28 protein-coding genes and 1 riboswitch are annotated in these 23,819 nt (G+C 36.5%); of the genes, 10 read left to right on the top strand and 18 right to left on the bottom strand.

The genetic code is table 11. The features are described 5' to 3' along the window. Position 1: 1 nt before the first annotated feature. From J2786_RS13165 to namA, 8 genes are all read right to left on the bottom strand, one after another. Positions 2 to 1,045, bottom strand: a complete 1,044-nt coding sequence (locus J2786_RS13165) for a hypothetical protein (protein WP_047434249.1) — start codon at positions 1,043 to 1,045, stop codon at positions 2 to 4. Positions 1,046 to 1,095: 50 nt separating this feature from the next. Beyond that, on the bottom strand, positions 1,096 to 2,508 hold the full coding sequence (locus J2786_RS13160) for a phospholipase effector Tle1 domain-containing protein (protein ID WP_047434251.1): 1,413 nt from the start codon (positions 2,506 to 2,508) through the stop codon (positions 1,096 to 1,098). A gap of 34 nt (positions 2,509 to 2,542) precedes the next feature. Further along, positions 2,543 to 3,517, bottom strand: coding sequence for a DUF2931 family protein (locus J2786_RS13155; protein ID WP_047434254.1), 975 nt, complete (start codon positions 3,515 to 3,517; stop codon positions 2,543 to 2,545). Positions 3,518 to 3,578: 61 nt separating this feature from the next. Continuing rightward, positions 3,579 to 3,749: a hypothetical protein gene (locus J2786_RS13150; RefSeq protein ID WP_156121567.1), complete on the bottom strand. Its 171-nt coding sequence runs from the start codon at positions 3,747 to 3,749 to the stop codon at positions 3,579 to 3,581. A gap of 1 nt (position 3,750) precedes the next feature. Further along, a complete protein-coding gene (locus J2786_RS13145) occupies positions 3,751 to 5,682 on the bottom strand; it encodes a type VI secretion system Vgr family protein (RefSeq protein ID WP_047434258.1) in 1,932 nt (643 codons plus the stop codon). Positions 5,683 to 5,829: 147 nt separating this feature from the next. Further along, positions 5,830 to 6,234, bottom strand: coding sequence for a type VI secretion system tube protein TssD (tssD, locus tag J2786_RS13140; RefSeq protein WP_002977458.1), 405 nt, complete (start codon positions 6,232 to 6,234; stop codon positions 5,830 to 5,832). Between the two features lie 271 nt (positions 6,235 to 6,505). Further along, positions 6,506 to 6,784: a DUF2752 domain-containing protein gene (locus tag J2786_RS13135; protein WP_047434262.1), complete on the bottom strand. Its 279-nt coding sequence runs from the start codon at positions 6,782 to 6,784 to the stop codon at positions 6,506 to 6,508. 30 nt (positions 6,785 to 6,814) lie between these two features. Then, positions 6,815 to 7,867: an NADPH dehydrogenase NamA gene (namA, locus tag J2786_RS13130; RefSeq protein WP_047434266.1), complete on the bottom strand. Its 1,053-nt coding sequence runs from the start codon at positions 7,865 to 7,867 to the stop codon at positions 6,815 to 6,817. 100 nt (positions 7,868 to 7,967) lie between these two features. On the opposite strand from namA, the gene J2786_RS13125 reads away from it, so the two are divergent. Next, entirely contained in the window at positions 7,968 to 8,450 is a 483-nt protein-coding gene (locus tag J2786_RS13125) for a cytidine deaminase (protein ID WP_047434269.1), read from the top strand. Between the two features lie 231 nt (positions 8,451 to 8,681). Here J2786_RS13125 and J2786_RS13120 read toward each other — a convergent pair whose 3' ends face one another. From J2786_RS13120 to J2786_RS13085, 8 genes are all read right to left on the bottom strand, one after another. After that, positions 8,682 to 8,993: a barstar family protein gene (locus tag J2786_RS13120; RefSeq protein ID WP_047434272.1), complete on the bottom strand. Its 312-nt coding sequence runs from the start codon at positions 8,991 to 8,993 to the stop codon at positions 8,682 to 8,684. Next, positions 8,990 to 9,613, bottom strand: coding sequence for a Zn-dependent protease (locus J2786_RS13115; RefSeq protein WP_310025509.1), 624 nt, complete (start codon positions 9,611 to 9,613; stop codon positions 8,990 to 8,992). Before J2786_RS13115 ends, J2786_RS13120 begins: the two co-directional genes overlap by 4 nt. A gap of 140 nt (positions 9,614 to 9,753) precedes the next feature. Then, entirely contained in the window at positions 9,754 to 9,969 is a 216-nt protein-coding gene (locus tag J2786_RS13110) for a GIY-YIG nuclease family protein (RefSeq protein ID WP_310025505.1), read from the bottom strand. 75 nt (positions 9,970 to 10,044) lie between these two features. Beyond that, positions 10,045 to 10,548, bottom strand: a complete 504-nt coding sequence (locus J2786_RS13105; RefSeq protein ID WP_047434278.1) for a ribonuclease domain-containing protein — start codon at positions 10,546 to 10,548, stop codon at positions 10,045 to 10,047. Positions 10,549 to 10,574: 26 nt separating this feature from the next. After that, on the bottom strand, positions 10,575 to 11,366 hold the full coding sequence (nadE, locus tag J2786_RS13100; RefSeq protein WP_047434281.1) for an NAD(+) synthase: 792 nt from the start codon (positions 11,364 to 11,366) through the stop codon (positions 10,575 to 10,577). A gap of 13 nt (positions 11,367 to 11,379) precedes the next feature. Continuing rightward, a complete protein-coding gene (locus J2786_RS13095) occupies positions 11,380 to 11,913 on the bottom strand; it encodes a GNAT family N-acetyltransferase (RefSeq protein ID WP_047434284.1) in 534 nt (177 codons plus the stop codon). Positions 11,914 to 11,919: 6 nt separating this feature from the next. After that, complete coding sequence (locus tag J2786_RS13090) at positions 11,920 to 12,438, bottom strand: GNAT family N-acetyltransferase (protein WP_310025500.1); 519 nt, start codon at positions 12,436 to 12,438, stop codon at positions 11,920 to 11,922. A 12-nt stretch (positions 12,439 to 12,450) separates the two neighbouring features. Further along, complete coding sequence (locus tag J2786_RS13085) at positions 12,451 to 13,089, bottom strand: leucine-rich repeat domain-containing protein (RefSeq protein WP_047434290.1); 639 nt, start codon at positions 13,087 to 13,089, stop codon at positions 12,451 to 12,453. A 52-nt stretch (positions 13,090 to 13,141) separates the two neighbouring features. Here J2786_RS13085 and gldB point away from each other — a divergent pair, with 52 nt between their 5' ends. The 9 genes from gldB (at position 13,142) to J2786_RS13040 (ending at position 20,495) form a co-directional block, all read left to right on the top strand. After that, positions 13,142 to 14,125, top strand: a complete 984-nt coding sequence (gene gldB, locus J2786_RS13080; RefSeq protein WP_185097561.1) for a gliding motility lipoprotein GldB — start codon at positions 13,142 to 13,144, stop codon at positions 14,123 to 14,125. Positions 14,126 to 14,155: 30 nt separating this feature from the next. After that, entirely contained in the window at positions 14,156 to 14,479 is a 324-nt protein-coding gene (gene gldC, locus J2786_RS13075; RefSeq protein ID WP_034695059.1) for a gliding motility protein GldC, read from the top strand. A gap of 135 nt (positions 14,480 to 14,614) precedes the next feature. After that, positions 14,615 to 15,757 carry a cystathionine gamma-synthase gene (locus J2786_RS13070; protein WP_310025629.1) on the top strand — a complete coding sequence of 381 codons (1,143 nt, stop codon included), beginning with the start codon at positions 14,615 to 14,617 and terminating at the stop codon, positions 15,755 to 15,757. Positions 15,758 to 15,826: 69 nt separating this feature from the next. Then, a complete protein-coding gene (locus J2786_RS13065) occupies positions 15,827 to 16,273 on the top strand; it encodes a GNAT family N-acetyltransferase (protein WP_047434296.1) in 447 nt (148 codons plus the stop codon). Between the two features lie 102 nt (positions 16,274 to 16,375). Next, on the top strand, positions 16,376 to 16,888 hold the full coding sequence (locus J2786_RS13060) for a DinB family protein (protein WP_047434299.1): 513 nt from the start codon (positions 16,376 to 16,378) through the stop codon (positions 16,886 to 16,888). A gap of 490 nt (positions 16,889 to 17,378) precedes the next feature. Beyond that, positions 17,379 to 17,924 (top strand): hypothetical protein, encoded by a 546-nt coding sequence (locus tag J2786_RS13055; protein ID WP_156121569.1) that lies wholly within the window; start codon positions 17,379 to 17,381, stop codon positions 17,922 to 17,924. Positions 17,925 to 18,038: 114 nt separating this feature from the next. Beyond that, positions 18,039 to 18,587: an L-threonylcarbamoyladenylate synthase gene (locus tag J2786_RS13050; RefSeq protein ID WP_047378653.1), complete on the top strand. Its 549-nt coding sequence runs from the start codon at positions 18,039 to 18,041 to the stop codon at positions 18,585 to 18,587. Between the two features lie 107 nt (positions 18,588 to 18,694). Further along, a complete protein-coding gene (locus J2786_RS13045; RefSeq protein WP_047434309.1) occupies positions 18,695 to 19,039 on the top strand; it encodes a nuclear transport factor 2 family protein in 345 nt (114 codons plus the stop codon). 37 nt (positions 19,040 to 19,076) lie between these two features. After that, positions 19,077 to 20,495, top strand: coding sequence for a CCA tRNA nucleotidyltransferase (locus J2786_RS13040; protein ID WP_047434311.1), 1,419 nt, complete (start codon positions 19,077 to 19,079; stop codon positions 20,493 to 20,495). 98 nt (positions 20,496 to 20,593) lie between these two features. Here the strand turns inward: J2786_RS13040 and J2786_RS13035 are convergent, their stop codons facing one another. Further along, positions 20,594 to 21,649, bottom strand: coding sequence for a DUF5074 domain-containing protein (locus J2786_RS13035; protein WP_047434313.1), 1,056 nt, complete (start codon positions 21,647 to 21,649; stop codon positions 20,594 to 20,596). A gap of 19 nt (positions 21,650 to 21,668) precedes the next feature. Then, positions 21,669 to 23,495, bottom strand: coding sequence for a TonB-dependent receptor plug domain-containing protein (locus J2786_RS13030; protein WP_052187117.1), 1,827 nt, complete (start codon positions 23,493 to 23,495; stop codon positions 21,669 to 21,671). Between the two features lie 32 nt (positions 23,496 to 23,527). Then, positions 23,528 to 23,705, bottom strand: a riboswitch (cobalamin riboswitch). Positions 23,706 to 23,819: the final 114 nt, after the last annotated feature.

Below are 23,819 nucleotides of genomic sequence, written 5' to 3'. Positions count from 1 at the left end.
TTTAGTTTTCATCAATTCCTGAAACTGATACTGAAATCTTTTTTTCTTCCTGCAGCATGATACTGCATTCCAGGTAAAGAGATTCCGGAAGTGAGGTTTCTCCTTTCAGATAGCTTATGAGTCTGAAAGTTCCTTCTTCATTCATCACAGGGTCGTCTTCTATAATCAATGAAAAAGGTGATCTTCTTATAAAATCATCAATATCTCTTTCTTCATATAACTTTCCTGATCCTTCTATGGTGATCAGGCCTGTTTCCTCTTTTAATGGATCTGTTTCCAGTGTTAATTTATATCTGGGTTCAATTGCATTGTCTACTACAGGAAACGTTGTTGTCATCTCCGTTCTGTAGTCTTTTCCGAAACTCTGATATATCCCAAAGAATAAAGCACGGATGAAGTAATCATTTTTAATGTAAAGATTGATGGCTTCAGGCTGGCTGATTACTTTTTCAATCTTTCCGCAGTATTCGTCTACGGTTTCTCCTTCAAATTCTTTATATAATTCTTCTTTTACAGTGGTCCATCTTTTGAAAAATACCTCAGCATTTTCTACGGTTTCAAATCTTCCATGTTCATCTGTACTGATCTGTAAAGGATATAAAACCCCGGAGGTTCTGTAAGCCAGCAGATCTGCAATTTCATTCACTTCTTCTTCATTGAGATAAAGATTTGACGTTCTGTCTATTTCGAAAAAATGATGTCCTTTTTCTGTTTTCAGCCAGCGAACGGATACTTCATATTTTAATTCATTTTTGGATTCTCCTTTTTCAATGGTAATAACTACACTGTATCTTCGCACTGAGTTTTCTGGCTGTAGGGTAAGGCTGTTTCCTTTTCCGAATTTTACCAAAACATTTTTATCTGCAACAGCTGTTCTCGGAACAAAAAGCTCCTTCTGCCCATTAAGATTGATCAGGATCATGTCCTTAACAGCGCAGTGATTATTATGGAAGAGTTTTAGTGCATCTTTATCCAACCCGTACAGCGAGGCTATACTTTTTAAAGTTTCGTCTTTCTGAACGGTATGTATATTATATTTCTGCATAAAAATATTCCTGCTTCAATTTCTTTTTTGTATAAAATCTTATTAAAAGTTTAATGGATAACCCTTGTTCTGTTCGGTCTTGGATCCATCCCTATTTTTTCTCTTCTTGCTGACCAGTGAAGGTATTTATGGCGAAGCTTTCTTAAATCGGCTTGTTCCTTTACTTCTTTCTGATAAGCTTCCTGACGGTCTTCCGGAACTTCGTTTCCTCCATAGGCATCCCGCAGTTCTTTATAATGTCTGAAAGAATAAGGTTTGCCATTTCCCATCACATAAGTTCTGAGACGGTCTTTTATTCCAATTAAAAACTGATCATCCAAAATGGAATATTTGTCATCTGTCATTTTTTTTAAGGTGATAGGAAGATTTTTATCAATGCCGTATTCTGCCATAAAATGTAAAGGAATATAACTGAAAGTCTTTACAAGATCACGTGTTCCCCTTAATGACAAATAGAATCCCGGAGTAATGGTGAGCTCACCTTTTTCGTACCATCCTTCATTTTCAAGCTCTGTTTTTAATGCTTCCAGCTTGCTGCTCGTAGTCCATGATGTTTCCACTTCTTCCCATGTTTCCCTTCCGTTTTCATAGGCTCCGCCTACGTCGCAGTGCACACCCGGGAATGTTTTTTCAGTTCCGATATGTACCCTTGTGAGGTCAAAGTTTTCTCTGTGTTCATCAGCGGCGATAAAGTGAACCACAGTCTGGGCTTTTCCGATTTCATTCAGGCTTAATTCTTCTACGTCATTACTGAAATTGGGCATTGGTGACAGATATTTTGAATAGGAAGAAACGGTATCGTAAATTCCCAGGAATCTTACTTTCAATACATCTATCTTTAATCCTGCTTCTTCGAGTTTAAGGCCGAGATGGCCCCATTTTGGAAGTTCTTCTGAAGCAACACTCTTTCCATCATCATCCGAATAAGTGGTCACCGAAACCGCTTCGTTGGCAACGGTGCGTGAAGTGGCTCTATATTTTGCTTTTCCGATTTCGTATACAAAATTACGGGCTGCTGCTGCTCCACGGCTGAAACCGAATACATCGAAAGTAAGCACGGCAATTTTATCAGCTTTCTTTTCGGCTTTGATGGTTTTCACTTTTTTTACGATTTCTTCACAGCCTTTCCTCACTTTTGCTCTGATTCCGGTTTCTCCTGTTCCGAAAGCATATCCCAACGTAGCATCTCCTTTCTTGTCTTCTGTACCGATCCCTTCTATATAAATGCCGAAGTTTTTATCATAGTTGTCCCACATGCGGGCTACATTGCTCCAGTCATTGTTGTAACTGGTATTGTCTTTAGCTTCTCCACCGTGTTTTTTATGGGCCTCTGTCCCTTTTTTTCTTTCGTCCGTATTGGTTTTATTATTCAGGGTTCCGTCAAAAAAAATCCCAATAGTAATATCCAGTACCTCCTCTTTGGATACAGATGGTGTATAACTTCCAAATTGATTGTTGTGCATAGTTCTTGTTTTTAAATTGACTGATTGAATGCTATTATTCTATCTTTCGGGATACCCTTATTTTTGCTTTGGTAACTGCCAGTTTTTCTTTTTCGGATTCTAAGGAAACTAAAACTTTGGTATTGTCTTCGTTGACTTTAATGGTCAGATCAATATTTTTGTCTTTACCTGATTTTTGAAACAAATCAAATATTTCTTTGTCATCAAAAGCGTCTATCCATACTGCATATCTGTTGTTGTTTTTATCTTTCCAGTAAAAACCGCAGAATTTTGGTACAGCTCTGCTTTTGTAAGTATTCTCCTTTAAACTTTGGTCAAAAAGATTTTCCTGTTCTCCGTTATAATTGGTAAAACCGAAATCGATCCAGGTGGCTCCTTCCGGAAGAATTACAGAAGGTTTCCAGTTGTATTTTTCTCTGTAGACGTTATAAATATCTGCTGCCGGATAACCTTCTTTTTCAATTTTCTCACGAATTTCCGGCTTGAATGTCTTATAAGACGGATCTTTGAGCATCCTCTCTGCAAAGCCTTCTTTCAACATATACTGGGCATTGTCATAGGCTTTTTCTTTGGTGATAATAGTATCATGAGCCTGAAAAGCACCTATTTCTTTCTGGTTTCCCGGACCTTTCATCCAAAGCACTACTCTTCCCTGTGGAGCTAATCCCACCACAAAGGAATTGTAAGTAGATTTCTTTTTCGTATCCTGATCTACAAACCCTTCATCAAAAAGGTTTTTTATCTTTTCTTTATCCAGATTCCATTTTCCGGTGTAGAATTTATTTTCTACCAGAGAATACCATGTGAATTCCAGCTCATGGGGAGCATCCATTCTTTCGGTGTTTACATTCATGGTACCGCCTTCTTTTCCCCATCCTGTATTCTGTGTTCCCCAGATGGCATCAAAGCCGTAAGTAAAATCATCGGCAACAATAGCTCCTTCATATACTTCCATCGGGTATTCCTGTGGGGCAGAAACGGTTCCCAGCCAACTGTATTTTTCTTCCATTTTTTTATTCTGACAATTCGTTAATGAAAAACACCCTATTAAAAGAATCAGCAGGTTATATTTACTTATGACCATGGGACATAATCTTCTTGTTACTTGCTAAAACCAGGTTTTCTTTATGGGCTTCCACATTGATTTTCTTTGCTATTTTTTCAACCTTTTTTCCTACGCTCAGATGGTAAGTATCTTTAACTGTTATGCGCAGATTGGTTGCTGTTTTGATGATCGCCATATCAGAAAAGTTTTGATTTTTCAGCACTGTTGAATTCTACAATCTTTCCGCTCTGCATGGTCATATTTTCCAGTTCGCTGAACATGGAAATTTCACCTGCTATTTCGTTGGATGTTTCAGATTGTCTCTTGAATTCTTTTTCAATCATTTCCGTTCTGGTATCGGAGGTTTCCGTAATGTCTCCCGAAGCGGTTAGTTTCATATCTTTTCCTGCTATGGACACGATGTTATCATTCGCGGTACTGGTTATACTTGCTCCTGCTCCTATTGAAATTTCTTTTCCTGCGGTGATATTGATATTGTCGCCTGCATTTAAAGTAAAGTTTTTAGGTGCTTTCATGCTGATATTTCCCTGTCCGTCCATGTAATAGGTATTTCCACTCGGATCAAGAATGGTTACACTTCCTTCTTCGTCATTCATCAGAATCCTGATTCCGCTTCTGGTCTGTATAGACTTAAGGTGATTGTTAACGCCACCTCCTAACGCTATGCCTCCATGGAACATTCCTCCCATTACGAATGGCCTGTCCGGATGGCTGTGCACAAAATTAACCATCACCTGATCTCCAACTTCCGGAATGGCTACATACCCACGGTTTTGGGTAATCTGATCGGTTCCTCCGGCATCAGGGCTCATCATACGGATAAAATGAGTGGTATCATTGGTCTGCCAGTCAAATCTTACCTGTATTCTTCCCTGTCCTTCGGGATCGGTATTGGAAATTACGGTGGCAGTCTGTGGCTCAGCTTTCGGAATGGTATACTCAGGTTTTGGAAGAAATCCTGTATCTGCTGCTATTCCTATGAAGCTTCCTTTATAATGACCTATTGTGTCAATTTCATGTTCTGCTTCCGTAATCATTATCCTTGTGAAATAAGAGGTTTCATTGGAATCCTGTTTACGCATCTGGACATCAGCTACGCAACCCGGATGCAGGAAAGGAACCGTTGTATTTCCTGAAATAGAAAAAACATTTACCGCTTCACTTCCAGCTGCACTTTTCTGAGAATACTCCACATCTAAATGTGTAGTTGCTTTGATGGGAGCTATCTGCAGCGCCGGAGTTTTATATATAGTTTCGTTATGACTGTAGGCTGTTTTCGCAAGATCACTTACATGTTTGATGGGTGTAGAACCGGACGTCAGCCTTTCATTTTTATTACTGTTGTAACCGTAAAATTGAGGTTTTGTATGTACTGCTTTCAGCTCAACTTTTATTTCATTGGCACTGCTTCCATAGGTAAGGGTAATGGGTTTATTCTGAGCAGGTAGTTTTCCGAAATGTAAAACTTCACCATCATAGTAAAACTGTTCACCATAAGCTTCTGCCATCCTTGCCAGATAGTTATAATGGGTTTCATCATACTGGCTGCTGTAGATAATCTGAGAAAAATTATTGGCTTCTACTCTTACATCAAATCGGCTTTTATCAATTCCCTGCTTAATCACTTCTTCGGCAATAATTCCTACGTTAACCGATTGGCTTCCTCCAAAACTCTGGATATGCGGTGCACCGTCAAGAAGGATGGTAGGGCTGTAACCTGTAAGCACAATATTTCCTAAACTCATATGCTCCTGACTGAATCCTACCCCGGTAATTACTCCTACAAAAGTTCTCTCCGGACTGTTGTCAATATCTTTATAGGAAATAACGGCTGTAAGTCGTTTTCCAAGGAATTTATTGGCTTCTTCCAATGAATGGGTCTGTCTGTCTCCCAGAGTATCGTGTGCCAAAGTCAGCGTAAATTCGTGATGACGTCTGGTACTTTGCTTAAGCTTGAAATGCTTGTAGTATTTGATAATTTTCCCTTCTATGACAAGAGAAAGTTTTACCAGACGGTTGATACCTGTGTGATGGTTTTCAGAAATACCATCTGCATTCTGCGTCGGACGAAAAGACGTCGCTTGTGAGTTTCCAGGTGTATTTGACATATTTTTAGTGATTTGATTAGTTTTCTGAACGATTATTCAGCAGAAACGGGGTTTAAAAATTAAAACAAAAGGTCCTGCAGAATATAGTCTTAGGTAAAAAAAGACCGTCTTATAAGGACAGTCTTTTATTTCTTGCTCATGAAAGACTTAGCTCATTGGCCAAAGTCCGTCATAAGATGAATTTCCATACGTAATACTTTCAGCACTTACTACAAAGCTGATCAGCATATTATTACTATCAATGGCATCGAAGTCTACTTCATGCTGGATTACATATCCGTTTTCCCACTTCAAAGAGATCAATGTTCCTTCTTCGTGAGATTTATTAAAGTTGATTTCTCCGCTTGTTGGTTTATATTTACTGTTTAATAAACTTTCTAAAACATCAGATTTTTCTGTTGCTTCAATTGTTACTTTAATCAATGCATTTGACGGGTCAGATGCTACACGTCCTGAAACGTCTGTAGACCTTGACACACTATAGTTAAGCTTTAGCAACTTCTGACCTTCACCTCCATTGAATTTTAAGATTCCTCTTGAATTTCCTGCCATATTCTTACATTTTAATCATTAACGACTGTTCCCTGATATAGGATTTATATAACAAAGATAAAGTTCATGTTCTAATTTAAAAAGTTTTTAGAGCACTGTTTGAGAAATTGTAGTAGTTCTACGACATTTTAAAATTCTTTACAACAAAATAAAACAGGAATTTTAATCTAACAAATTATATTTTTTATTAAAATTTTCCTATATATTAACAAACAAAAGATCAAAACACAAAAACAGTTCACAATTAAATATTTACTGTTGATTTTAATAGTTAATGGTGTTTATACAGATACCCAATTATCATAATAACCAGGTTGACGACCACCAAAGCCATTAAAGTTTTACTATATTTTCTTTTTTTATCAATAAAACTTACACCAAGAATCAAAAAAAACAACAGTAAAGTATATACCGCAGGATACAGTTGAAATGCTTCTGAAAACTTTCCTTCAAATACCAGCACGATTGCTCGCTGAGCACCGCAGCCAAGACATTCTATCCCCAGGTATTTTTTACTGGGGCAGGTAAGCATAAAATCATTGATATCCATTTCTGCTGTTTTACAGATTATTTGTGGTCATTAAGTAGAGATTTTGGCTCTGGTATACTGATGCGGAAAAAAGCAGTCTTCTTTCATTTCAAAAGATCCCTGAACAGCAATATAAGGATTTCTCAGGATTTCTCTTGCTACAAAGATAAGATCAGCATCACCTTTCTGAAGGATTTCCTCAGCCTGTTCTATTTTGGTAATCAAACCTACCGCTCCCGTTTTCACTTCCGCTTCATTTCTTACCTGCGAAGAAAAAGGAACCTGATAACCTTCGAAAACCGGAATTTTAGCTCCATGAATATTTCCACCACTGGATACATCCACAAGGTCTACGGCATGCTCTTTTAAAATTTTTGCCAGCGCTACACTGCTCTGAATATCCCAGCCATTTTCAGCATATTCCGTTCCTGAAATTCTTACAAAAAGAGCTGTATTTTCGTTCAGTTCTTCATTAACAGCATCTACAATTTCGATCAGAAATCTGATTCTGTTTTCAAAACTTCCTCCATATTCATCCGTTCTGATATTGGAAAGGGGCGACAGAAACTGATGAAGCAGATATCCGTGAGCACCATGAATTTCGATAATATCAAACCCGGCTTCCACTGCTTTTCTTGCTGCTTTTTTAAAATTCTGAACCTGTTCTTTTACCTCCTCTGTCGTCAATGCATGCGGAATTCTTTCTGTGGGGTGATAAGGAATAGGGCTTGGCGCCACCGTCTCCCAACCTTCCTCCACAGGAATCTGTATATTATTCCATGTTGACCCTTTCCTTCCGGCATGAGCCAGCTGAATTCCTATTTTACTTTCTGAATTTTTGTGTACAAATTCTACAATTCTCTGTAATTTCTCCGCCTGTTCATCATTCCAGATTCCCATGCAGTGATTGGTAATTCTTCCTTTGGGTTCTACTCCTGTTGCTTCTACAATCAAAAGGCCTGTACCGCCCTGCGACCTGCTTCCGTAGTGTACAAAGTGGAAGTCGTTGGCCTCCCCGTTTTCACATGAATACATACACATAGGTGACATTACCCATCTGTTTTTCAACTCTATATTTCTAAATTTTATCGGTGTATATAACATTTTTTAATCTTAAAAAATTGAACTTTTGGCCGGAAGAATAAAGTATTGCCCACTTCATTAAAAAGAACTACTTTTACCCCCCTTTTTTAGTTGACAATATATGAAAAAAGACATACAGATCAGTTACGAATATTTTAAAAATAGCAGTGAGCTGAGCGATATAGAAAATACATTATTTGAAAGAGCCAAAGAGGCTCGTGAGAATGCTTATGCGCCCTATTCTCAATTTTTGGTAGGCTGTTCCGTATTACTGGAAAACGGCGAAATCTATTCCGGGAACAATCAGGAGAACGCAGCTTACCCATCAGGACTTTGCGCAGAAAGAACTACTCTTTTTTGGGTAGCAGCCAATTTTCCGGATGTGAAAATAAAAAAGATCTTCGTGGTAGGAGGTCCGAAAGAGTTTCATGAGAAAAATCCTCCGATCCCACCGTGTGGAGCATGCCGCCAGAGTTTAATAGAGTATGAAACCAAACAGAATGAAAATATTGACCTTTATTTTTCAAGCATGAATGAAGAGGTTGTAAAAGTACATGCAGTGAAGGATCTTCTTCCTTTTTATTTTGATTCTACATTTTTGTAAGGAAAGTAAAACCTGATTTTTAAACCCTGCCTTGGTTTGAAATCTTGACAGGGTGTGAAGCAAAAACTTCGCATTGATTAGTCGTAAATGAGTGTTTCAGTTAAATAATATAAGAAACCTAACAGGTTTTGGAAACCTGTTAGGTTTGTATGGTAAAGAATAAGATTTGAATATTATAGAATAAGGATCAGCATAAAAAAAGCTGTCCTATATTGAAACAGCCTTTCTTTTTTATTCTTCTTCAGATTCTAACTCGTCATCTTCGTCTTCATACTGCTCCAGATAGTAGCTGAAACTAAATTCTTCAACTTCTTCTTCAGCATCCTCCAGCGTTGTCAGAAGGTCTTCAAATATCTCAAGCTGATCTACAGTCATGTTGACGAATTCTAAATGGAGGGGCATTTCCAGATTACCGGTAATAGTATCGAAAAGGGCATCAAGATTATCGCCAAAATGCTCAGGAAGTTGAACTTTCTCCTTTAGCTGGGTATAAAAATCTTCATAGTCACCTATGTCTGTAAAATCTATATATACTGTCTTCATATTGAATTAAATTTCCAATTTTTATTGATTAAAAAAGTTTTGCATTTTTTGCAGAAATCCGTTTCTTCATTCGTGGGATTCTTGCCTTCTGCATCTCTCATAAAACACATTTTTTCCGGGCAATGTGGCAACCCTTGTGTATGACCAAGCTCGTGAATGGCAATTTTATAAAACTGCTCATCCCGGTTTTCTTTACTCAGTCTGAAATTTGAAGCAACGCAAGCTTTTCCTGGTCTATAGCCCAATCCCATGATTCCAAAGTCCTTTATCTTTCCTCTGGTGGCACTGATATCCTTTGAGGTCAAACCAATTACAACAAAGCCTTCTTTTGTTTTGTTATTTAAAAACTTAATAATTGAATCTGCTCTATATCGGTTTCTCTCTTTATAATAAGTATTTGCCGGAAAGTCTATCGCATTCAGAACTTTTACATTCGGGTAAACATTTTTTATTTCTTCAGCTATTTTTACTACAGTGTCCTGATTGATATCTTTAAACGGCTGTATGAGTATTGTTACGGCTGGTTTTTCTGCCTTTTCCTTTACCCCCTTCTTTTTTTCCGAACATGAATGCATCAGAAATAAGATGATGGTAAAGTACAAAAAATTATAATTTTTCAAAATTAAGATTTATAATAATTACAATGCAAATTATACATTGGTCATTGCGAGGAGCTCTGCGACCAAGCAATCTCAAAAAACATCCATAATACTTTCAACATCTCCTGTGAGGTCTTTCCAATCAGGATTTATACTATTGATTAATCCAGTTTCTTTTGTCTGGAACCCGCTTTTAATTGTTTTTCTCTACCTATAGCCTCACCTATTTCCTGAAAGGATTCCCAATACACCAGTATATACAAATTATATCTTGAAGTAAAGCTTTGTGAATAGTATGATTCTTTATGTTGCTGAACACGTTTTGACAGGTTTGAGGTAACTCCTGTATAAAGAGTTGTGTGATTTTTATTTGTCATAATGTAGACAAAACCTGCTTTTACTTGTGATTCTTTTATAGAGATTGATCCTTCACTACGTTCCTCGCAATGACATTACTGTTTTTCAAAACTTTTATAATGGTTTTTGGTAAGATACACATCACCGTTCCGGGTATAGATGATACGGTCTGCATTTCTTCCGCCGCAATGATAGTTTACATCGGCTTCAAAATACTTTTCTCCATCCGGTAAACGTCTTTCTTTGTTTCCGAAATGATCTCCACCAATAGCTTTTCCGGGAAGTACATCACAAAGATTTCCTTTGGAAGGACTCCAGCCCTGTTTTCTTGCTTCATTTTTAGTGATATAATAATCTGGCAGTTTATGATTTTTTTTCACATAGCTGATCACCGTTTTTTCTTCTGTAAGTTGATCTATAGAAACCTGGGCAGAGGAATTTCCATCCGAAGAAGTACTTCCATAGCTCACTGTTTCTTTTTTTGCAGAACCTGACTGATCTTTTTTATCTTCAATAAAGTTCCTGTAGACATACATCACAGACATTCCAAAGAGAAGTCCCAGACATATAAAAAATACAGATCTTATTTTTCCGTTCATACCTGTTATTTATTGTAATGCTATTTCTATGCTCGCCATTCTTCAGGAATATCGCAAACCGGAATAGGATCCATTTTATGTTTCGCAGCCTTATGCATTCTGTCGAAGATCTGGAAAACTTCTTTATCTCTGCCTTCGTAATCATCAGCCGTTTTCGTTCCGTATTCTTTCTGGATTTTCTCCAGTTCCGGATACGTAGCACCAATCTGCTGTTCATCTGTTCTGTCCACATCCCAAAGTCCATCAGTAGGAATTGCTTCCTGGATACTTTTGATCAGATTTAATCCTCTGGCCAATTCATACACTTCAGTTTTATAAAGATCAGCAATTGGAGAAACGTCTACTCCACCATCACCATATTTTGTATAAAAGCCGATTCCGAAATCTTCCACTTTATTTCCTGTTCCACAAACCAGAAGTCCGTTCAGCTGCCCATAATAATAAAGGGTAAGCATTCTAAGACGTGCTCTTGTGTTGGCAAAAGCAAGTTTCTCATTAGGGTACAGATCGTCTTTTACATCGAATGTTTTATAAAGCTCCTCAAAGGCAGGTGTCAGATCAACTGACATTGTTTCCACGTTAGGAAATCTTGATTTAAGATCATTCATATGATCCTGTGCACGACCTACCTGATCGGCTTTCTGACGGATCGGCATTTCGATCAGTAATGTTTTCAAACCGGTCATTGCTGCCAGGGTAGAAACCACTCCGGAATCTACTCCTCCGGAAACTCCGATTACATATCCGTTTACTCTTGCTTTTGTAGCATAATCTTTTAACCAGCTTACAATGTGATCTATCACTTTCTGTGTCTGCATCGTTTATATTTTTTTAGTCTATTCCAAATTCCTGAGGGTATTTCACCACTCCTTTTTTATCTTTTAATCCGTCTTTTATCAATTCTACAGCCATTCCGTTTTCTTCCGGAATATCGAATGGAAAAGAGATCCCAAAATTACTTGTTTTTTTGTAACCAAAGCGCGGATAATATTCTTCATGCCCGATTAATATCGTCGATTCATATCCCAGTTCTTTGGCGATACGATGTCCTTCAAGGATCAGTTTACCTCCAATTCCCTGATTTTGAAACCCAGGTTTTACGGAAACAGGTGCCAGCGCAAGGGAATCAAACGATTCTTCTTCATTGACAATTTTAATTTTTGTAAACAAAATATGTCCGGTAATTGTACCATTTTCATCTTCCGCAACCAATGACAATTCCGGGATAAAGGCTTCAGATTTTCTCAGTTTTTCTACCAGAAACTGCTCCTGATGATCACTGTGTTCCATGTCTCTGAAAGCTTCTTCTGTAAGTTCAAAAACCTTTTTATAATCCTTTTCTTCTTCCTGTCGTACTGTTATCATTTTTTATTATAATTTTCGCTTCAGTTCATACCAGAAACAAATTCCGTCCGGTTCTTCAAACTCTCCGGTTTTTTCAAAACCTAATTTTCTTAAAATATGGTTGGAAGCATCATGTTCAGAATGAGCATAAGCATAAATAACGTCTGCATTCAGGTCATTAAAGCCATAGTTTAGAGAAGCTATTCCGGATTCTACAGCGTATCCTTTTCCCCAGGATTCAGGCAGGAAACGATATCCAAGTTCCAGTACATTTTTGTATCCATTGGTTTCATGAGTCAGTAATTTCAATCCGCTCCATCCTATCAGTAGTCCGCTTTCTTTTTCTACCACTCCAAGTCTTCCTACCCCATTCTCCTCATACTGTTTCTGAATCATGCTGATCACTTTTTTTGATTCATTGACGTCCGTCAAAACCGGCACACCAATATATTTCATGACTTCAGGATTGGAGTCCAGCAGAAATATGCGTTCAAAATCTTCATCTTCGAGTTTTCTTAAAATCAGTCGCTCTGTTTCTATTTTCATAATCATTAGTTTTTATTCTTCAGCACCAAAAATAGTAACTTCTGTTTTTGTGCCTTTCTTTATATCTGTTTCTCTTATCTTATTTCCCATGATATTAAGGGTTTGTAAGTCCGGATTACCGGAAATATCAATTTTCTGAAGGTTGTTATGTTCTAAGTTCAGTTTTCTTAAGACTTTAAACGGAGTCAGATCAATTGTTTTTAATCGATTTAAAGATAATGTTAATTGATTAATTTTTGGAATCCCTGTCAATGTAATACTTTCCAACAGATTATTATCCAGATATAATGAGGTTAAATTTTTCAGATTTACAGCTTTAAATGAAGAAATTTTGCATCCTGTACATGAAAATAATTCCAGCTGATCCAGATTGCTTATCACCACAGTAGAAATCACATTATCATCAATGACAATCATTTTTACATTTTTAAAAAATTGCAAATCTTCTGCAGATGTAATTCCTTTCTGAACAAGGAACAGATTCATAACCATCCCGGCTTCCGGGGATTCAATCATTCCGTTTTTGTTCATATCAAAATTTTCCAGTACAGCTTTTTCAAAGTTTTTGTCTTTAAATTCAAGCTTTTGCCCATAGAAAAAAGAAAGCCCTGAAATAAAGCAAAGGGTTGTAAATATTTTAATTTTCATCATGAATTGTGTATTTAATCCTTATTTTTGTAAACTTAAATTCCATGTAAAAATAATGAAGATTTTTAGATATATTGCGCTTTCTTCTCTTTTAGCTGCCGGACTTATTTCCTGCAAAAAAGAACCTGAAAATCAATGGAAGGTAGAAGTCAAACAAACTGCCGAAAAAGTTGACATCACAGATATTTCCAAAGAATTTTACAATCCGAATGTTCCTCTGGATCAGTTTAAGGCTCAATTTCCATGGTTTCAGGGAAGTGTTTCTGATGCCGATTTTGGCAAAAGAAGAGCGGATGCTGAAGAGATAAAAATCTACAAGGAAGCTATCGGAAAAATAGATCAGGCAAAACTGCAAAGTGAACTTCAGAGTTTGTTTTCACATATCAAATATTATTTTCCACAGTTTAAAAATCCAAAAGTATATCTGTTCTCATCTGCTCTGCAAATGGTCCAGGATCCCATATTTTATGATGAGAAAGGGAACCTTTTATTTATAGATGTTACCGGTTTTATGGGCGATGGAAATGCAAATTATAAAGGACTGGAGCTATATTTTCAAAAATCGATGAACCCGCAGAATATTGTTCCGAAGGTATCACAGCTTTTTGCTGAAAATATTGTCACAGAGTCTCCTGACCATCAGAAATTCATTGATCAGATTATTCTGAACGGAAAAGTAATGATTCTTCAGGATGCTTTTCTTCCGGATACACCTGATTATCTGAAAATGAATTATACTCAAAAGCAGTATGAATGGGCAACAAGCAATGAAGCCAATATCTGGAATTATTTTGTAGAAAGTAATCTGATCTTCGGAGATGATCCAAGGCTGGGGGAACGCTTTATTTCACCCGGACCATTCTCGAAGTTTTATACAGAAATTGACAATGAATCTTCACCACAAATAGGAATTTTTACAGGATGGCAGATCTGTAAGGCATATCTTAAGGAAAAACCTGAAACAAAGTTGACGGAATTCCTGAAAATGGATGCTACCACAATTTTTAACCAATCCGGTTATAAACCGAAACTTAAATAAGAAAATTTAGAATTTAGAAAAAATAGAAAAATGAGAAAGACTCAGATTACGATAGATGTAGAGCTTGATGAAAATCACGTACCGGAAAATATTACATGGAATGCACAGGATGGCGGTATTGACAAACAAGATACCAAAGCAACCATGATTTCCGTATGGGATGATAAAACAAGAGAAGCGTTAAGAATTGATCTTTGGACCAAAGAAATGCCTGTAGATCAGATGAAGATGTTTATCCACCAGATTTTAATATCTTTAGGAAGCACATATCAGAGAGCAACAGGAGAAGAAGATGTAGCGCAGTGGATGGAGGAAATTGCAGAAGAATTTGCTGTAAAATCTGCTATTAAGTAAAAAAAGACAATTGCAATAAGCCGGAGGCAGTAAGCGGTAAGCTTTTTGCATTCAGCTAGAGCAAATTTTAATAAAAAACAATGAACATTAATCAATAGAATATATGTACTTAATGTTCAAAGCCTAAAGCAAAAAATTATGAATTTTAATACAAAAGTAATTCACGGAGGGCAGCACCACGAGTCTGCAACAGGTTCTGTAAATGTACCTGTATTTTTAACCTCTACATTTGCACAAAAGAGCCCGGGAGTACATTCCGGATATGAATATTCAAGAGCTGCCAACCCTACAAGACAGGCATTAGAGGATTCTTTGGCAAGTATTGAAAACGGAGCGAGAGGCTTAGCTTTCGGTTCCGGTCTTGCTGCGATCGACTGTGTTTTGAAATTATTAAATCCAGGTGATGAAGTAATTGCTGTAGATGACCTTTATGGTGGTACATACAGAATGTTCACAAGACTTTTCGAAAAATATCAGCTGAAGTTTACATTCGTGAATTTTGATGATGTTTCTAAAATTGCTGATGTTATCACAGATAAAACCAAACTGATCTGGGTAGAAACTCCAACAAACCCTTTGATGAAACTGGTAGACATCAAAGAAGTAGTGGAAATTGCAAAAGGGAAAGATATTTTAGTAGCAGTAGACAATACTTTTGCTACTCCTTATATCCAGAGACCTATTGACTTGGGAGCTGACATTGTAATGCACTCTGCAACAAAATATTTAGGAGGACACTCTGATGTAATTGCAGGAGCACTTATTGCTAAAGATGCTGAACTGGGAGAAAAACTTCACTTTATTCAGTTTGCGAGTGGTGGTATTTTAGGACCTCACGATTCTTATCTTGTATTGAGAGGGATCAAAACATTGGCATTGAGAATGCAGAGACACTCTGACAACGGTCTTGCAGTAGCGAAATACCTTGAAACACATCCAGCTGTAGATAAAGTAATTTATCCGGGGTTAGAATCTCACCCTCAGTATGAACTGGCAAAATCTCAGATGAAGGAAGCTGGAGGAATGGTTTCATTCACTTTTAAATCCGGAAAGAAAGAAGATGCTATTAAATTCTTGGAGAAAGTAAGAGTATTCACCTTAGCAGAATCTTTAGGAGGTGTAGAGTCTTTGGCTAACCACCCTGCTCTGATGACTCACGCTTCAATCCCGGCAGAAAAACGTGCTGAATTGGGAATCACTGATGACCTTGTTCGTTTAAGCGTAGGTATTGAAGATGCAGAAGATCTTATTGCGGATCTTGAGAAAGCTTTTTCTTAACACACTATAAACTAAAATGAGAAGGGTTAATCAATCCTTCTCATTTTATTATAAACACCATCTCATACTATGAAAAACACAAGAAAGGCATTCATTTCCGACCTGCCGCAACTGGCTGAATTATTTGACCAGTACAGAATATTTTATCATAAAACATCCGATATTCCCGAAGCAACCAATTTTCTGAAGGAAAGACTTCAAAATAAAGATTCCGAAATTTTTGTGGCGGAAGAAAATGGTAACCTGACAGGTTTTGTACAATTATATCCTATATTTTCATCTACAAGAATGCAGCGTTACTGGTTGCTGAACGATCTCTACGTGAATGAAAACCATAGAGGAAAAGGCTTTTCTAAAGAATTAATTGAAGAATCCAAAGAACACTGCCGTTCCTCAAAAGCCTGTGGTATCCTTTTAGAAACAGGAAAAAGCAATGATATCGGAAATAAGCTTTATCCAGCCTGTGGCTTTGAACTGTATGACTCCGTGAATTTCTACGAGTGGAGCAATTCATGAGTAATAAGTAATGAATAATGGGTAATACATAATTTTACACGAATCACGGAACCCGAATCCCGAATCCGCACCTCAAAATCAATTTATAAAAACAAAAATAACATGACCGATTTTCAAAAATACATTCAAAGATATTTAGATCAGATTCCCTTAGGAAACTGGATCAACGAACTGCAGATTTCGGCAGACAAAACCATCGGAATTTATTCCAACCTTACCGAAGAACAATCTAATTTTGCCTATGCAGAAGGGAAATGGACATTAAAAGGACTTCTACTCCACTTATCTGATACAGAAAGAGTTTTCCAATACAGAATATTAGCTTTCGCCAGAGGAGAGAAAAATAATCTTCCGGGATTTGATGAAAATGAATATGCAAACCAATCCTTTGCCAGTGAAAGAACTCTTGAATCTCTTCTGGAGGAATATAAACTGGTAAGAAAATCTTCCCAAATTCTATTAGAAACACTTCAACCTTCTGCTCTACAAAATACTGGTACAGCCAATGGCCATGAAATTTCTGTGGAAACTATCGGAAAACTGATTATAGGACACAATTATCACCACCTGAATATTATTGAGGAAAGGTATTTATCGAAATTGGGATGGATGTAAGAAAACGAATTTCCTTTGCAAGCCTATTAATTTTCATAATTTCTTTTTGTTTTACAGCTTTTAAAGTTGAAGATATGGGAGAGATTAAAGATTATAAATCATTTGAAACTTTTCTTATAGGTCCTATTAACTTTTTAGGCGGGGGATTATTTGAATTTCTGCTATGGACAATATTTGGTTCTTTATAGCAGTGACGTTCTGTTATAAAAAATATTTTTTAATTTCTTTGATATTGGCTACAACAGCTTTTTTAATTGCAGGAACATTTTTTTTCTGGAAGGAAATTCTGGCTGCAGAAAATGGAAGAATGGGAAAAATATACAGCTTGGAATCTGGTTATTTTTTGTGGATAGCTTCTATTACATTTTTAATAGTTGGCTCATTATATTTATCCATAAAATCTAAATTTATCAATCATAAACTCTCATCCTGATGTCCAATGAGATCTCTAAAAAATTTAAGAATCACTGAAAGTATTCAATCTAAAAAAATGATTTTTGAAGAAAGTTCATACGATAAGTTTGATACGATCTCGATCTATTTTGGATTTTCTGCATTGGCAGGAGCTTCTCTGCTGTTATTAAAAGGAATAGATTTTTCTCTTAATAACAGCTTCGAATGCGCAATTCTTATAAGTTTATTTATCTTTAGCATATATGTGCTATATTGTAAATACACCGAAAAATATTTAAAAGAAATTAAGTTTGAAATTCCTAAAGAAGAAGCTAAAAGTAGAATCATTGAGTATGGAAAAAAGCATCATTATAGAATTTCAATGATTTCAGGTAACCTGATTTTCCTTAATGAACCGACTGATCTATACAGTTTGGGTAAAGATTATGAACAGACAACCATTGTATTTTTTAAAAACAATGCTATTCTTTATACTTTAATTAAAGAAGGTTCAAGATCAAATTTTCCTATCTTGCTTTCACAACATCTTACCAAAAGAGATTTCAAAAAAATACTGCATCCTGAATATATTGAGCCTATTAAGCGTACAACTTATTTTAATTCATTTTTCCATGGGTTGTAATCTTTGTATTTTGTTATAATAATCAAACTGACAAACCACATTTATATCCTTATTTTTTTGCCTGAAATTCTTATATTCTCTACCTTTATCCACTCTTTGAACTTATAGACAATTATGGAACATATTATCGAAATATTAAAATCCGGGGGAACAATTCTTTACCCTACAGATACTATCTGGGGAATTGGTTGTGATGCCACCAATATAGAGGCGGTCAACAAAATTTTCGACATTAAGAAGCGCGAAAAAAATAAATCCATGATCATCCTTGTAGAGTCTGAGAAAAGACTTCAGGATCTTGTGGATGTTCCTGAGATGGCCTGGGAAATTATTGACCTTAGTGAAAAGCCGGTAACTATTGTTTATGAAAACCCCAGAGGCTTGCCTAAAGAACTTCTTGCAGAGGATGGAAGTATAGGAATCCGATTGGTAAAAAATGATTTCTGTAAAAAGCTGATTACAAAACTGAACAGACCTTTGGTATCTACTTCCGCCAATTTCAGTGGTGAAAAAAGTCCGCTAAAATTCTCTGATATTTCTGAGGAGATGATCAGCCTTGTAGATTATGCAGTGGAAGAAGACAGAGAAAAGGTTTCAAAATACTCAGGCTCATCAGTGATCAAAATATGGAATGATAACAGGATAAAAGTTCTTCGGGAATAAAAATTCTGAACTTTTATGTTTATTTTTTAGAGTCTTGCCCGTTCATATCGGCAGGATTTCTTTTTTTTAATTCTATCTTTGCAAACTCAACTCATAAACTATTTGCTATGAATCATCACGAATTTGCTCAAATTTGGATCAATGCGTGGAATTCTCATGATCTGGAGGATATACTATCCCACTATTCTGATGATATTGAGATTACGACTCCTATGATTGCACTGGCTACTGGTGGTAAAGAAAGTTCTTTAAGAGGAAAAGAAGCAGTTCGTGAATATTGGAAAAAGGCATTGGATAAGTTTCCGGACCTTCATTTTGATCTGATTCATTCCACGGCTGGAGTAGATTCGGTAGCATTATTTTATAAGTCGATTATGGATAAACATGCTGTTGAAGTTATGTTTTTTAATGAAGAGCGAAAAATTAGTAGAATGTATGCTCATTATGATTAATGGGTAACATACGTAGAAATTGTCACTATTATTAACGATGAAAATTAATCTTAATCAAAATAAGAATTTAAAACTATTTAAAATCATTTCTGAAGCAGCAGAAAGGAATAATCAGTCCGTATATATTGTGGGTGGTTATGTGCGGGACCTTCTGATGAACAGAAAAGCATCTACAGATATAGACTTTGTAACTGAACAAAGCGGTATTGAGCTTGCTCAAAAGGTCGCTCAGGATATAGATCCTAAATTGAAGGTTTCGGTATTCAAAACTTATGGCACAGCCATGATCAAGTATAAAGAACTTGAGCTTGAGTTTGTGGGAGCAAGAAAGGAAAGCTATACAGAAAACAGCCGGAAGCCGGAAGTGGAAGGCGGAAGCCTGGAAGACGATCAGAAAAGAAGAGATTTTACCATCAATGCAATGGCTATTTCTTTAAATAAAAATAATTTCGGAGAACTTATTGATCCGTTTAACGGAATCGAAGATCTTGAAAAAGAAATTCTAAGAACACCGTTAGAGCCCGCTCAGACGTATTCTGATGATCCGTTAAGGATGATGAGAGCAGTGCGTTTTGCTTCTACTTTAAATTTTAAAATTGAGGAAAACTCTTTGAAAGCGATCCAGCAGGAAGCAGAAAGAATCAAGATTGTTTCTATGGAAAGAATCATGGTAGAGTTCAACAAAATCATGCTATCTGAAAAACCGTCTATCGGACTTAGGCTGATGGAACAAACCGGTCTTATGAAACTGATTATTCCTGAACTGATCGAATTGAAGGGCGTAGAAGAAGTAGAAGGACAAACCCATAAGGACAACTTTTATCATACATTGGAAGTAGTAGATAATATTTCTGTGAATACCGATAATCTTTGGCTTCGTTGGTCTGCCCTGCTCCATGATATTGGAAAAGCTCCAACCAAAAAGTTTGTAGAAGGAACAGGATGGACATTTCACGGACATGAATTCTTGGGTTCAAAAATGGTGAAAACACTTTTTCAAAGATTGAAATTACCTTTAGGAAGTGACATGAAATATGTTCAGAAGATGGTGAAGCTTTCATCAAGACCTATTGCACTGATTACTGATGATGCTTCAGATTCTGCGTTGAGAAGGCTTTTATTTGATGCAGGAGAAAATCTTGAAGATCTTTTCACCCTTTGCAAAGCAGATATTACCACTAAAAACTCTAAGAAGCAGGAGAAATTCAAAAGAAACTTTGAATATGTAGCCGTAAAGATCAAAGAAGTGGAAGAAAAAGATCAGGTAAGAAACTTTCAGCCCCCTATTACCGGGGAAGAGATTATGGAAATGTTTAATCTTAAGCCGGGCCGTGAAATAGGTATATTGAAAGAGAAAGTGAAAGAAGCTATTCTGGAAGGTGAAATTCCTAATGAAAAAGAAGAAGCAACAAAATTTGTGATTGCTGAGGCTGAAAAGCTGGGGTTAACTCTATAATTCAACAAAACAAAGCCGGCCGGTTTCTTCGAAACCGGCCGGAAAAAAACACAAATGATGAAAAAATAAAAAATTATTTCTTTATAGGTTGTCAAACATTACGGGTTCAGGTATGTTCCACTAGCACCGATACCTCCTGTTTTAAAAGAACTGATCTGAGCACCTGTAACTGCTGAATATACTACCATTTCACTATCCTGTGTGAACTGCTTAACGTCTGATGCAAAAATCCTTCCATCGATAACATTAAATCCATACAGTGTAAAGTAAGGACCGCCATCTGCAGCTGTCAATAATGGAGTTGCAGGGATCGCAGGGATCGCTAAACTTGTTGTATATACTTTATTGGCAGAGCTGAAGTAGATTTTATCATTGTCAATCTGAAGGTTTGTAGCACTAGGAATTCCTGTCAGCGTAATTACCGGTGTAATAGCTCCAGTACCTGAAATTTTATAGATATAAGAATCTGTAGCTGTTGAAGAAATCGTATAAACATTCGATTTGTATGATACCGTATTTCCGATCTGACCGTTTGGAACTGTAATTTCAGTTTTGCTATCATTAGAAGTATTGATATAAGTAATCTTATTTCCAAATCCTGATGAAGCATTTTGTACGAAAACATTTCCTCCGGCTTCTACTGCTTTATCAGAAACCTCAGTCATATTGATTTTGCTTACAAATGAATAGTCAGAAGCTTTATACTTTGTTACACTTTGAGTATGGGCAACGAAGTTGGTGTTGGTAACATAAATAAAGTCATTAGCAAAAGTAATCCCTCTTGGATTATCAAGCTGATCAGTAATTACGGCTAATTTTTTGAATGTATAACGGTCTACTACTACAATTTTATTTGAGTTATTTACCACAAGATAAGCCTTGTTTCCGTTAAGACCAATAGTCTGAAGAACATCCCCCAGGATATCTTTATTGTTATTATAGCCATATATATCATCCTGCTTAAGGCTTAAATTTCTTGTCACGAATGTTACCTTAGCTCCCTGGCTGTTATAGTTTCCTTCATTGGAGATAAAATATCCGTTCTGATAGGTGATCGGAGAAACTTCAATCTCGTCAGAACTACTTGAACATGAAGAAATGTTAAACAATAACACTACTGCAAATAATACAGTTAAAAGTTTAGTTATTTTCATATGTACTCAATTTTAATTTTTAAAAATTTATTGCTGCATACACACTATAATTTCTTTTTGGTAAAGGATAGAAAGAAACCGTTTTATAGTATGTATTGGTTAGATTATTCACTTTAAACCCTAAGGTATATTTCTTGGCCAAAGTTGCAGAAACTCCCATATTTAAAAGAAAATAAGGATCTATGGCATCTGATCTTTTTTCATCACTTGTAGTATACGTAACGCCATTCAGCTGTCCCTGTGCAAAAAGTTTAAAGAAACCATATTCGTAATCTATATTGGCATTTCCTCTGTGCATAGGAACGTAAGGTCTCTGCATTTTCGTTTCTTTGTCAATAGACTTTGCATAATAGTATCCTGCATTGGCCCGGATTTTATGATTACCCCATTGTTTGCTAAAGGACAGCTGGGATTCTAATCCGTAGGATTCAGCTTTATTGACATTAAATGCCTGCCAGTATCCTTTGGCCGTTGGAAGCCATGCAATAAGATCTGTGATGTTCATATAGTATGGAGACAAAGTAAGTCTGAAATCTCCTGCTTTGAACTCATTCGTCATATCGAGCTGGGTAGAGGTTTCCGGTCTCAGGTCTTTATTTCCTCCCGGTTCATAATAAATATCATTAAAGGACGGAAATCTGAAGTTTTTTGATACATTAAGGCTTACATCATACCATTTTGCAGCATTCCATTTTCCGGAGAACGAATACATCAACGGAGACTTCACATCTTCCACAAAATCTTTTTTAAAGCCACCCTCAAAACGCAGGTCTTTTGTTGCAAAATATCGTAACAAACCCGAAACAGAACCAATATTTCTGCTGACACCGGATATTCCGCTCTCATATCCTTCGCCTTTATTTATCTGAAACTCTCCGATGATATTAAAGTTCCATTTTGAGTTCAGGAAATAATTAAAATCATTTTTAAAGATATAATTTTTCCCGGTTCCACCACTGGATTTAGGCTGGTTTAACGAACCGAAATACTGAAAATTCTCTTCCGTGTAGGCTGCTTTAAGGGAATTACTGAACTTCGCTTTGTTCCAGTCCCAGGAAAGAAGACTTCTTACACTCTGAGTCTTATATTTCGTTTTTGTTCCTGTTTCCTCATACACGGGAAAACGCTGTGAAGAATCAAAAAACTGGCTCTGCCACGAAACTTTATGATCGTTTGTGATTTTATAGGATGCTCCTACATTAAATGTTGTATTGTAATAATTTCCGTTTCTGTTGATATAGTTCAGATCACTTACCTTATAATCATTTTCACTTACAGAATAATTTCCGGAAGCCTTAAAACTGAACTTATCATTGCTGTAAGAACCTTTTACAAAATTATTATAGGTATTAAATGAAGCAATTTCAGAGAATAAAGAACCATGGAAGCCTTTATTAAAATCAAGGATATTATTCAGGTGAATACTTCCCCCGATGGCGCCACTTCCGTACACTACACTTCCACCACCGGCTTTGATACCGATCTGATCATAGCCGAACAAAGCAATATTATTGATATCTCCCTGTCCCAGAAAATTAGAATTGATATTAATCCCATTCCATACAAATGCAGTCTGCTGAGCGGTAGTTCCCCTGAAAGAAGGTGAAGAAACAGCACCGCGGCCATTTTCTTTAATAAAAACCTGTGACTGAAATCTAAGAAGTTCAGAAAGATTACTGGAGTTTTTCTCAGCCTCTTCTGCCGAAATTATTTTCACAGGATGAAAAAGTTTCACCCTATTCATCTGATTGTCGAAGACATAAACAGTATCGATGGCTTTCTCTTGTGCAAAAAGAAAACAGCCATACGATGAAAAAAGCAGTACTAAAGATCTTTTTATATCCATACTTTTTTACTTTTCCTCCGAAAGCAATATGTTTTTAAATTATAATTCCGGCAGGTCTCCTGACTTTCGCATTCTGCTCCTTCCCGTTATGAAACAGTGGTTTTTTGCAGAAACTTGTGTTGCGATTTACAGTTGCGGGGACAGTCCGGGAGTTACACCCGATTCCCTTTTCATTCCAAAATACTGGAAACCAAAATTTTTGCAAAGATAGTTTTTTATATGTATTTGCCAAAAACCACGTTTGCCAATACAAATGCTATCCTATTTTTGCTATATACATCAAAAAGAACGGCCGCTTTCAATATTGAAAACAGCCATTCATCC

Source organism: Chryseobacterium vietnamense, from assembly GCF_031454475.1.
GTDB classification, from domain to species: domain Bacteria; phylum Bacteroidota; class Bacteroidia; order Flavobacteriales; family Weeksellaceae; genus Chryseobacterium; species Chryseobacterium vietnamense.
This window is presented reverse-complemented; position numbering and strand designations above follow the sequence as displayed.

Coding starts and splice junctions, on each gene's coding strand:
- J2786_RS13165 (WP_047434249.1), bottom strand. CDS start 1,045: ATGCAGAAATATAATATACATACCGTTCAGAAAGACGAAACTTTAAAA.
- J2786_RS13160 (WP_047434251.1), bottom strand. CDS start 2,508: ATGCACAACAATCAATTTGGAAGTTATACACCATCTGTATCCAAAGAG.
- J2786_RS13155 (WP_047434254.1), bottom strand. CDS start 3,517: ATGGAAGAAAAATACAGTTGGCTGGGAACCGTTTCTGCCCCACAGGAA.
- J2786_RS13150 (WP_156121567.1), bottom strand. CDS start 3,749: ATGGCGATCATCAAAACAGCAACCAATCTGCGCATAACAGTTAAAGAT.
- J2786_RS13145 (WP_047434258.1), bottom strand. CDS start 5,682: ATGTCAAATACACCTGGAAACTCACAAGCGACGTCTTTTCGTCCGACG.
- tssD (WP_002977458.1), bottom strand. CDS start 6,234: ATGGCAGGAAATTCAAGAGGAATCTTAAAATTCAATGGAGGTGAAGGT.
- J2786_RS13135 (WP_047434262.1), bottom strand. CDS start 6,784: ATGGATATCAATGATTTTATGCTTACCTGCCCCAGTAAAAAATACCTG.
- namA (WP_047434266.1), bottom strand. CDS start 7,867: ATGTTATATACACCGATAAAATTTAGAAATATAGAGTTGAAAAACAGA.
- J2786_RS13125 (WP_047434269.1), top strand. CDS start 7,968: ATGAAAAAAGACATACAGATCAGTTACGAATATTTTAAAAATAGCAGT.
- J2786_RS13120 (WP_047434272.1), bottom strand. CDS start 8,993: ATGAAGACAGTATATATAGATTTTACAGACATAGGTGACTATGAAGAT.
- J2786_RS13110 (WP_310025505.1), bottom strand. CDS start 9,969: ATGACAAATAAAAATCACACAACTCTTTATACAGGAGTTACCTCAAAC.
- J2786_RS13105 (WP_047434278.1), bottom strand. CDS start 10,548: ATGAACGGAAAAATAAGATCTGTATTTTTTATATGTCTGGGACTTCTC.
- nadE (WP_047434281.1), bottom strand. CDS start 11,366: ATGCAGACACAGAAAGTGATAGATCACATTGTAAGCTGGTTAAAAGAT.
- J2786_RS13095 (WP_047434284.1), bottom strand. CDS start 11,913: ATGATAACAGTACGACAGGAAGAAGAAAAGGATTATAAAAAGGTTTTT.
- J2786_RS13090 (WP_310025500.1), bottom strand. CDS start 12,438: ATGAAAATAGAAACAGAGCGACTGATTTTAAGAAAACTCGAAGATGAA.
- J2786_RS13085 (WP_047434290.1), bottom strand. CDS start 13,089: ATGATGAAAATTAAAATATTTACAACCCTTTGCTTTATTTCAGGGCTT.
- gldB (WP_185097561.1), top strand. CDS start 13,142: ATGAAGATTTTTAGATATATTGCGCTTTCTTCTCTTTTAGCTGCCGGA.
- gldC (WP_034695059.1), top strand. CDS start 14,156: ATGAGAAAGACTCAGATTACGATAGATGTAGAGCTTGATGAAAATCAC.
- J2786_RS13065 (WP_047434296.1), top strand. CDS start 15,827: ATGAAAAACACAAGAAAGGCATTCATTTCCGACCTGCCGCAACTGGCT.
- J2786_RS13060 (WP_047434299.1), top strand. CDS start 16,376: ATGACCGATTTTCAAAAATACATTCAAAGATATTTAGATCAGATTCCC.
- J2786_RS13055 (WP_156121569.1), top strand. CDS start 17,379: ATGATTTTTGAAGAAAGTTCATACGATAAGTTTGATACGATCTCGATC.
- J2786_RS13050 (WP_047378653.1), top strand. CDS start 18,039: ATGGAACATATTATCGAAATATTAAAATCCGGGGGAACAATTCTTTAC.
- J2786_RS13045 (WP_047434309.1), top strand. CDS start 18,695: ATGAATCATCACGAATTTGCTCAAATTTGGATCAATGCGTGGAATTCT.
- J2786_RS13040 (WP_047434311.1), top strand. CDS start 19,077: ATGAAAATTAATCTTAATCAAAATAAGAATTTAAAACTATTTAAAATC.
- J2786_RS13035 (WP_047434313.1), bottom strand. CDS start 21,649: ATGAAAATAACTAAACTTTTAACTGTATTATTTGCAGTAGTGTTATTG.
- J2786_RS13030 (WP_052187117.1), bottom strand. CDS start 23,495: ATGGATATAAAAAGATCTTTAGTACTGCTTTTTTCATCGTATGGCTGT.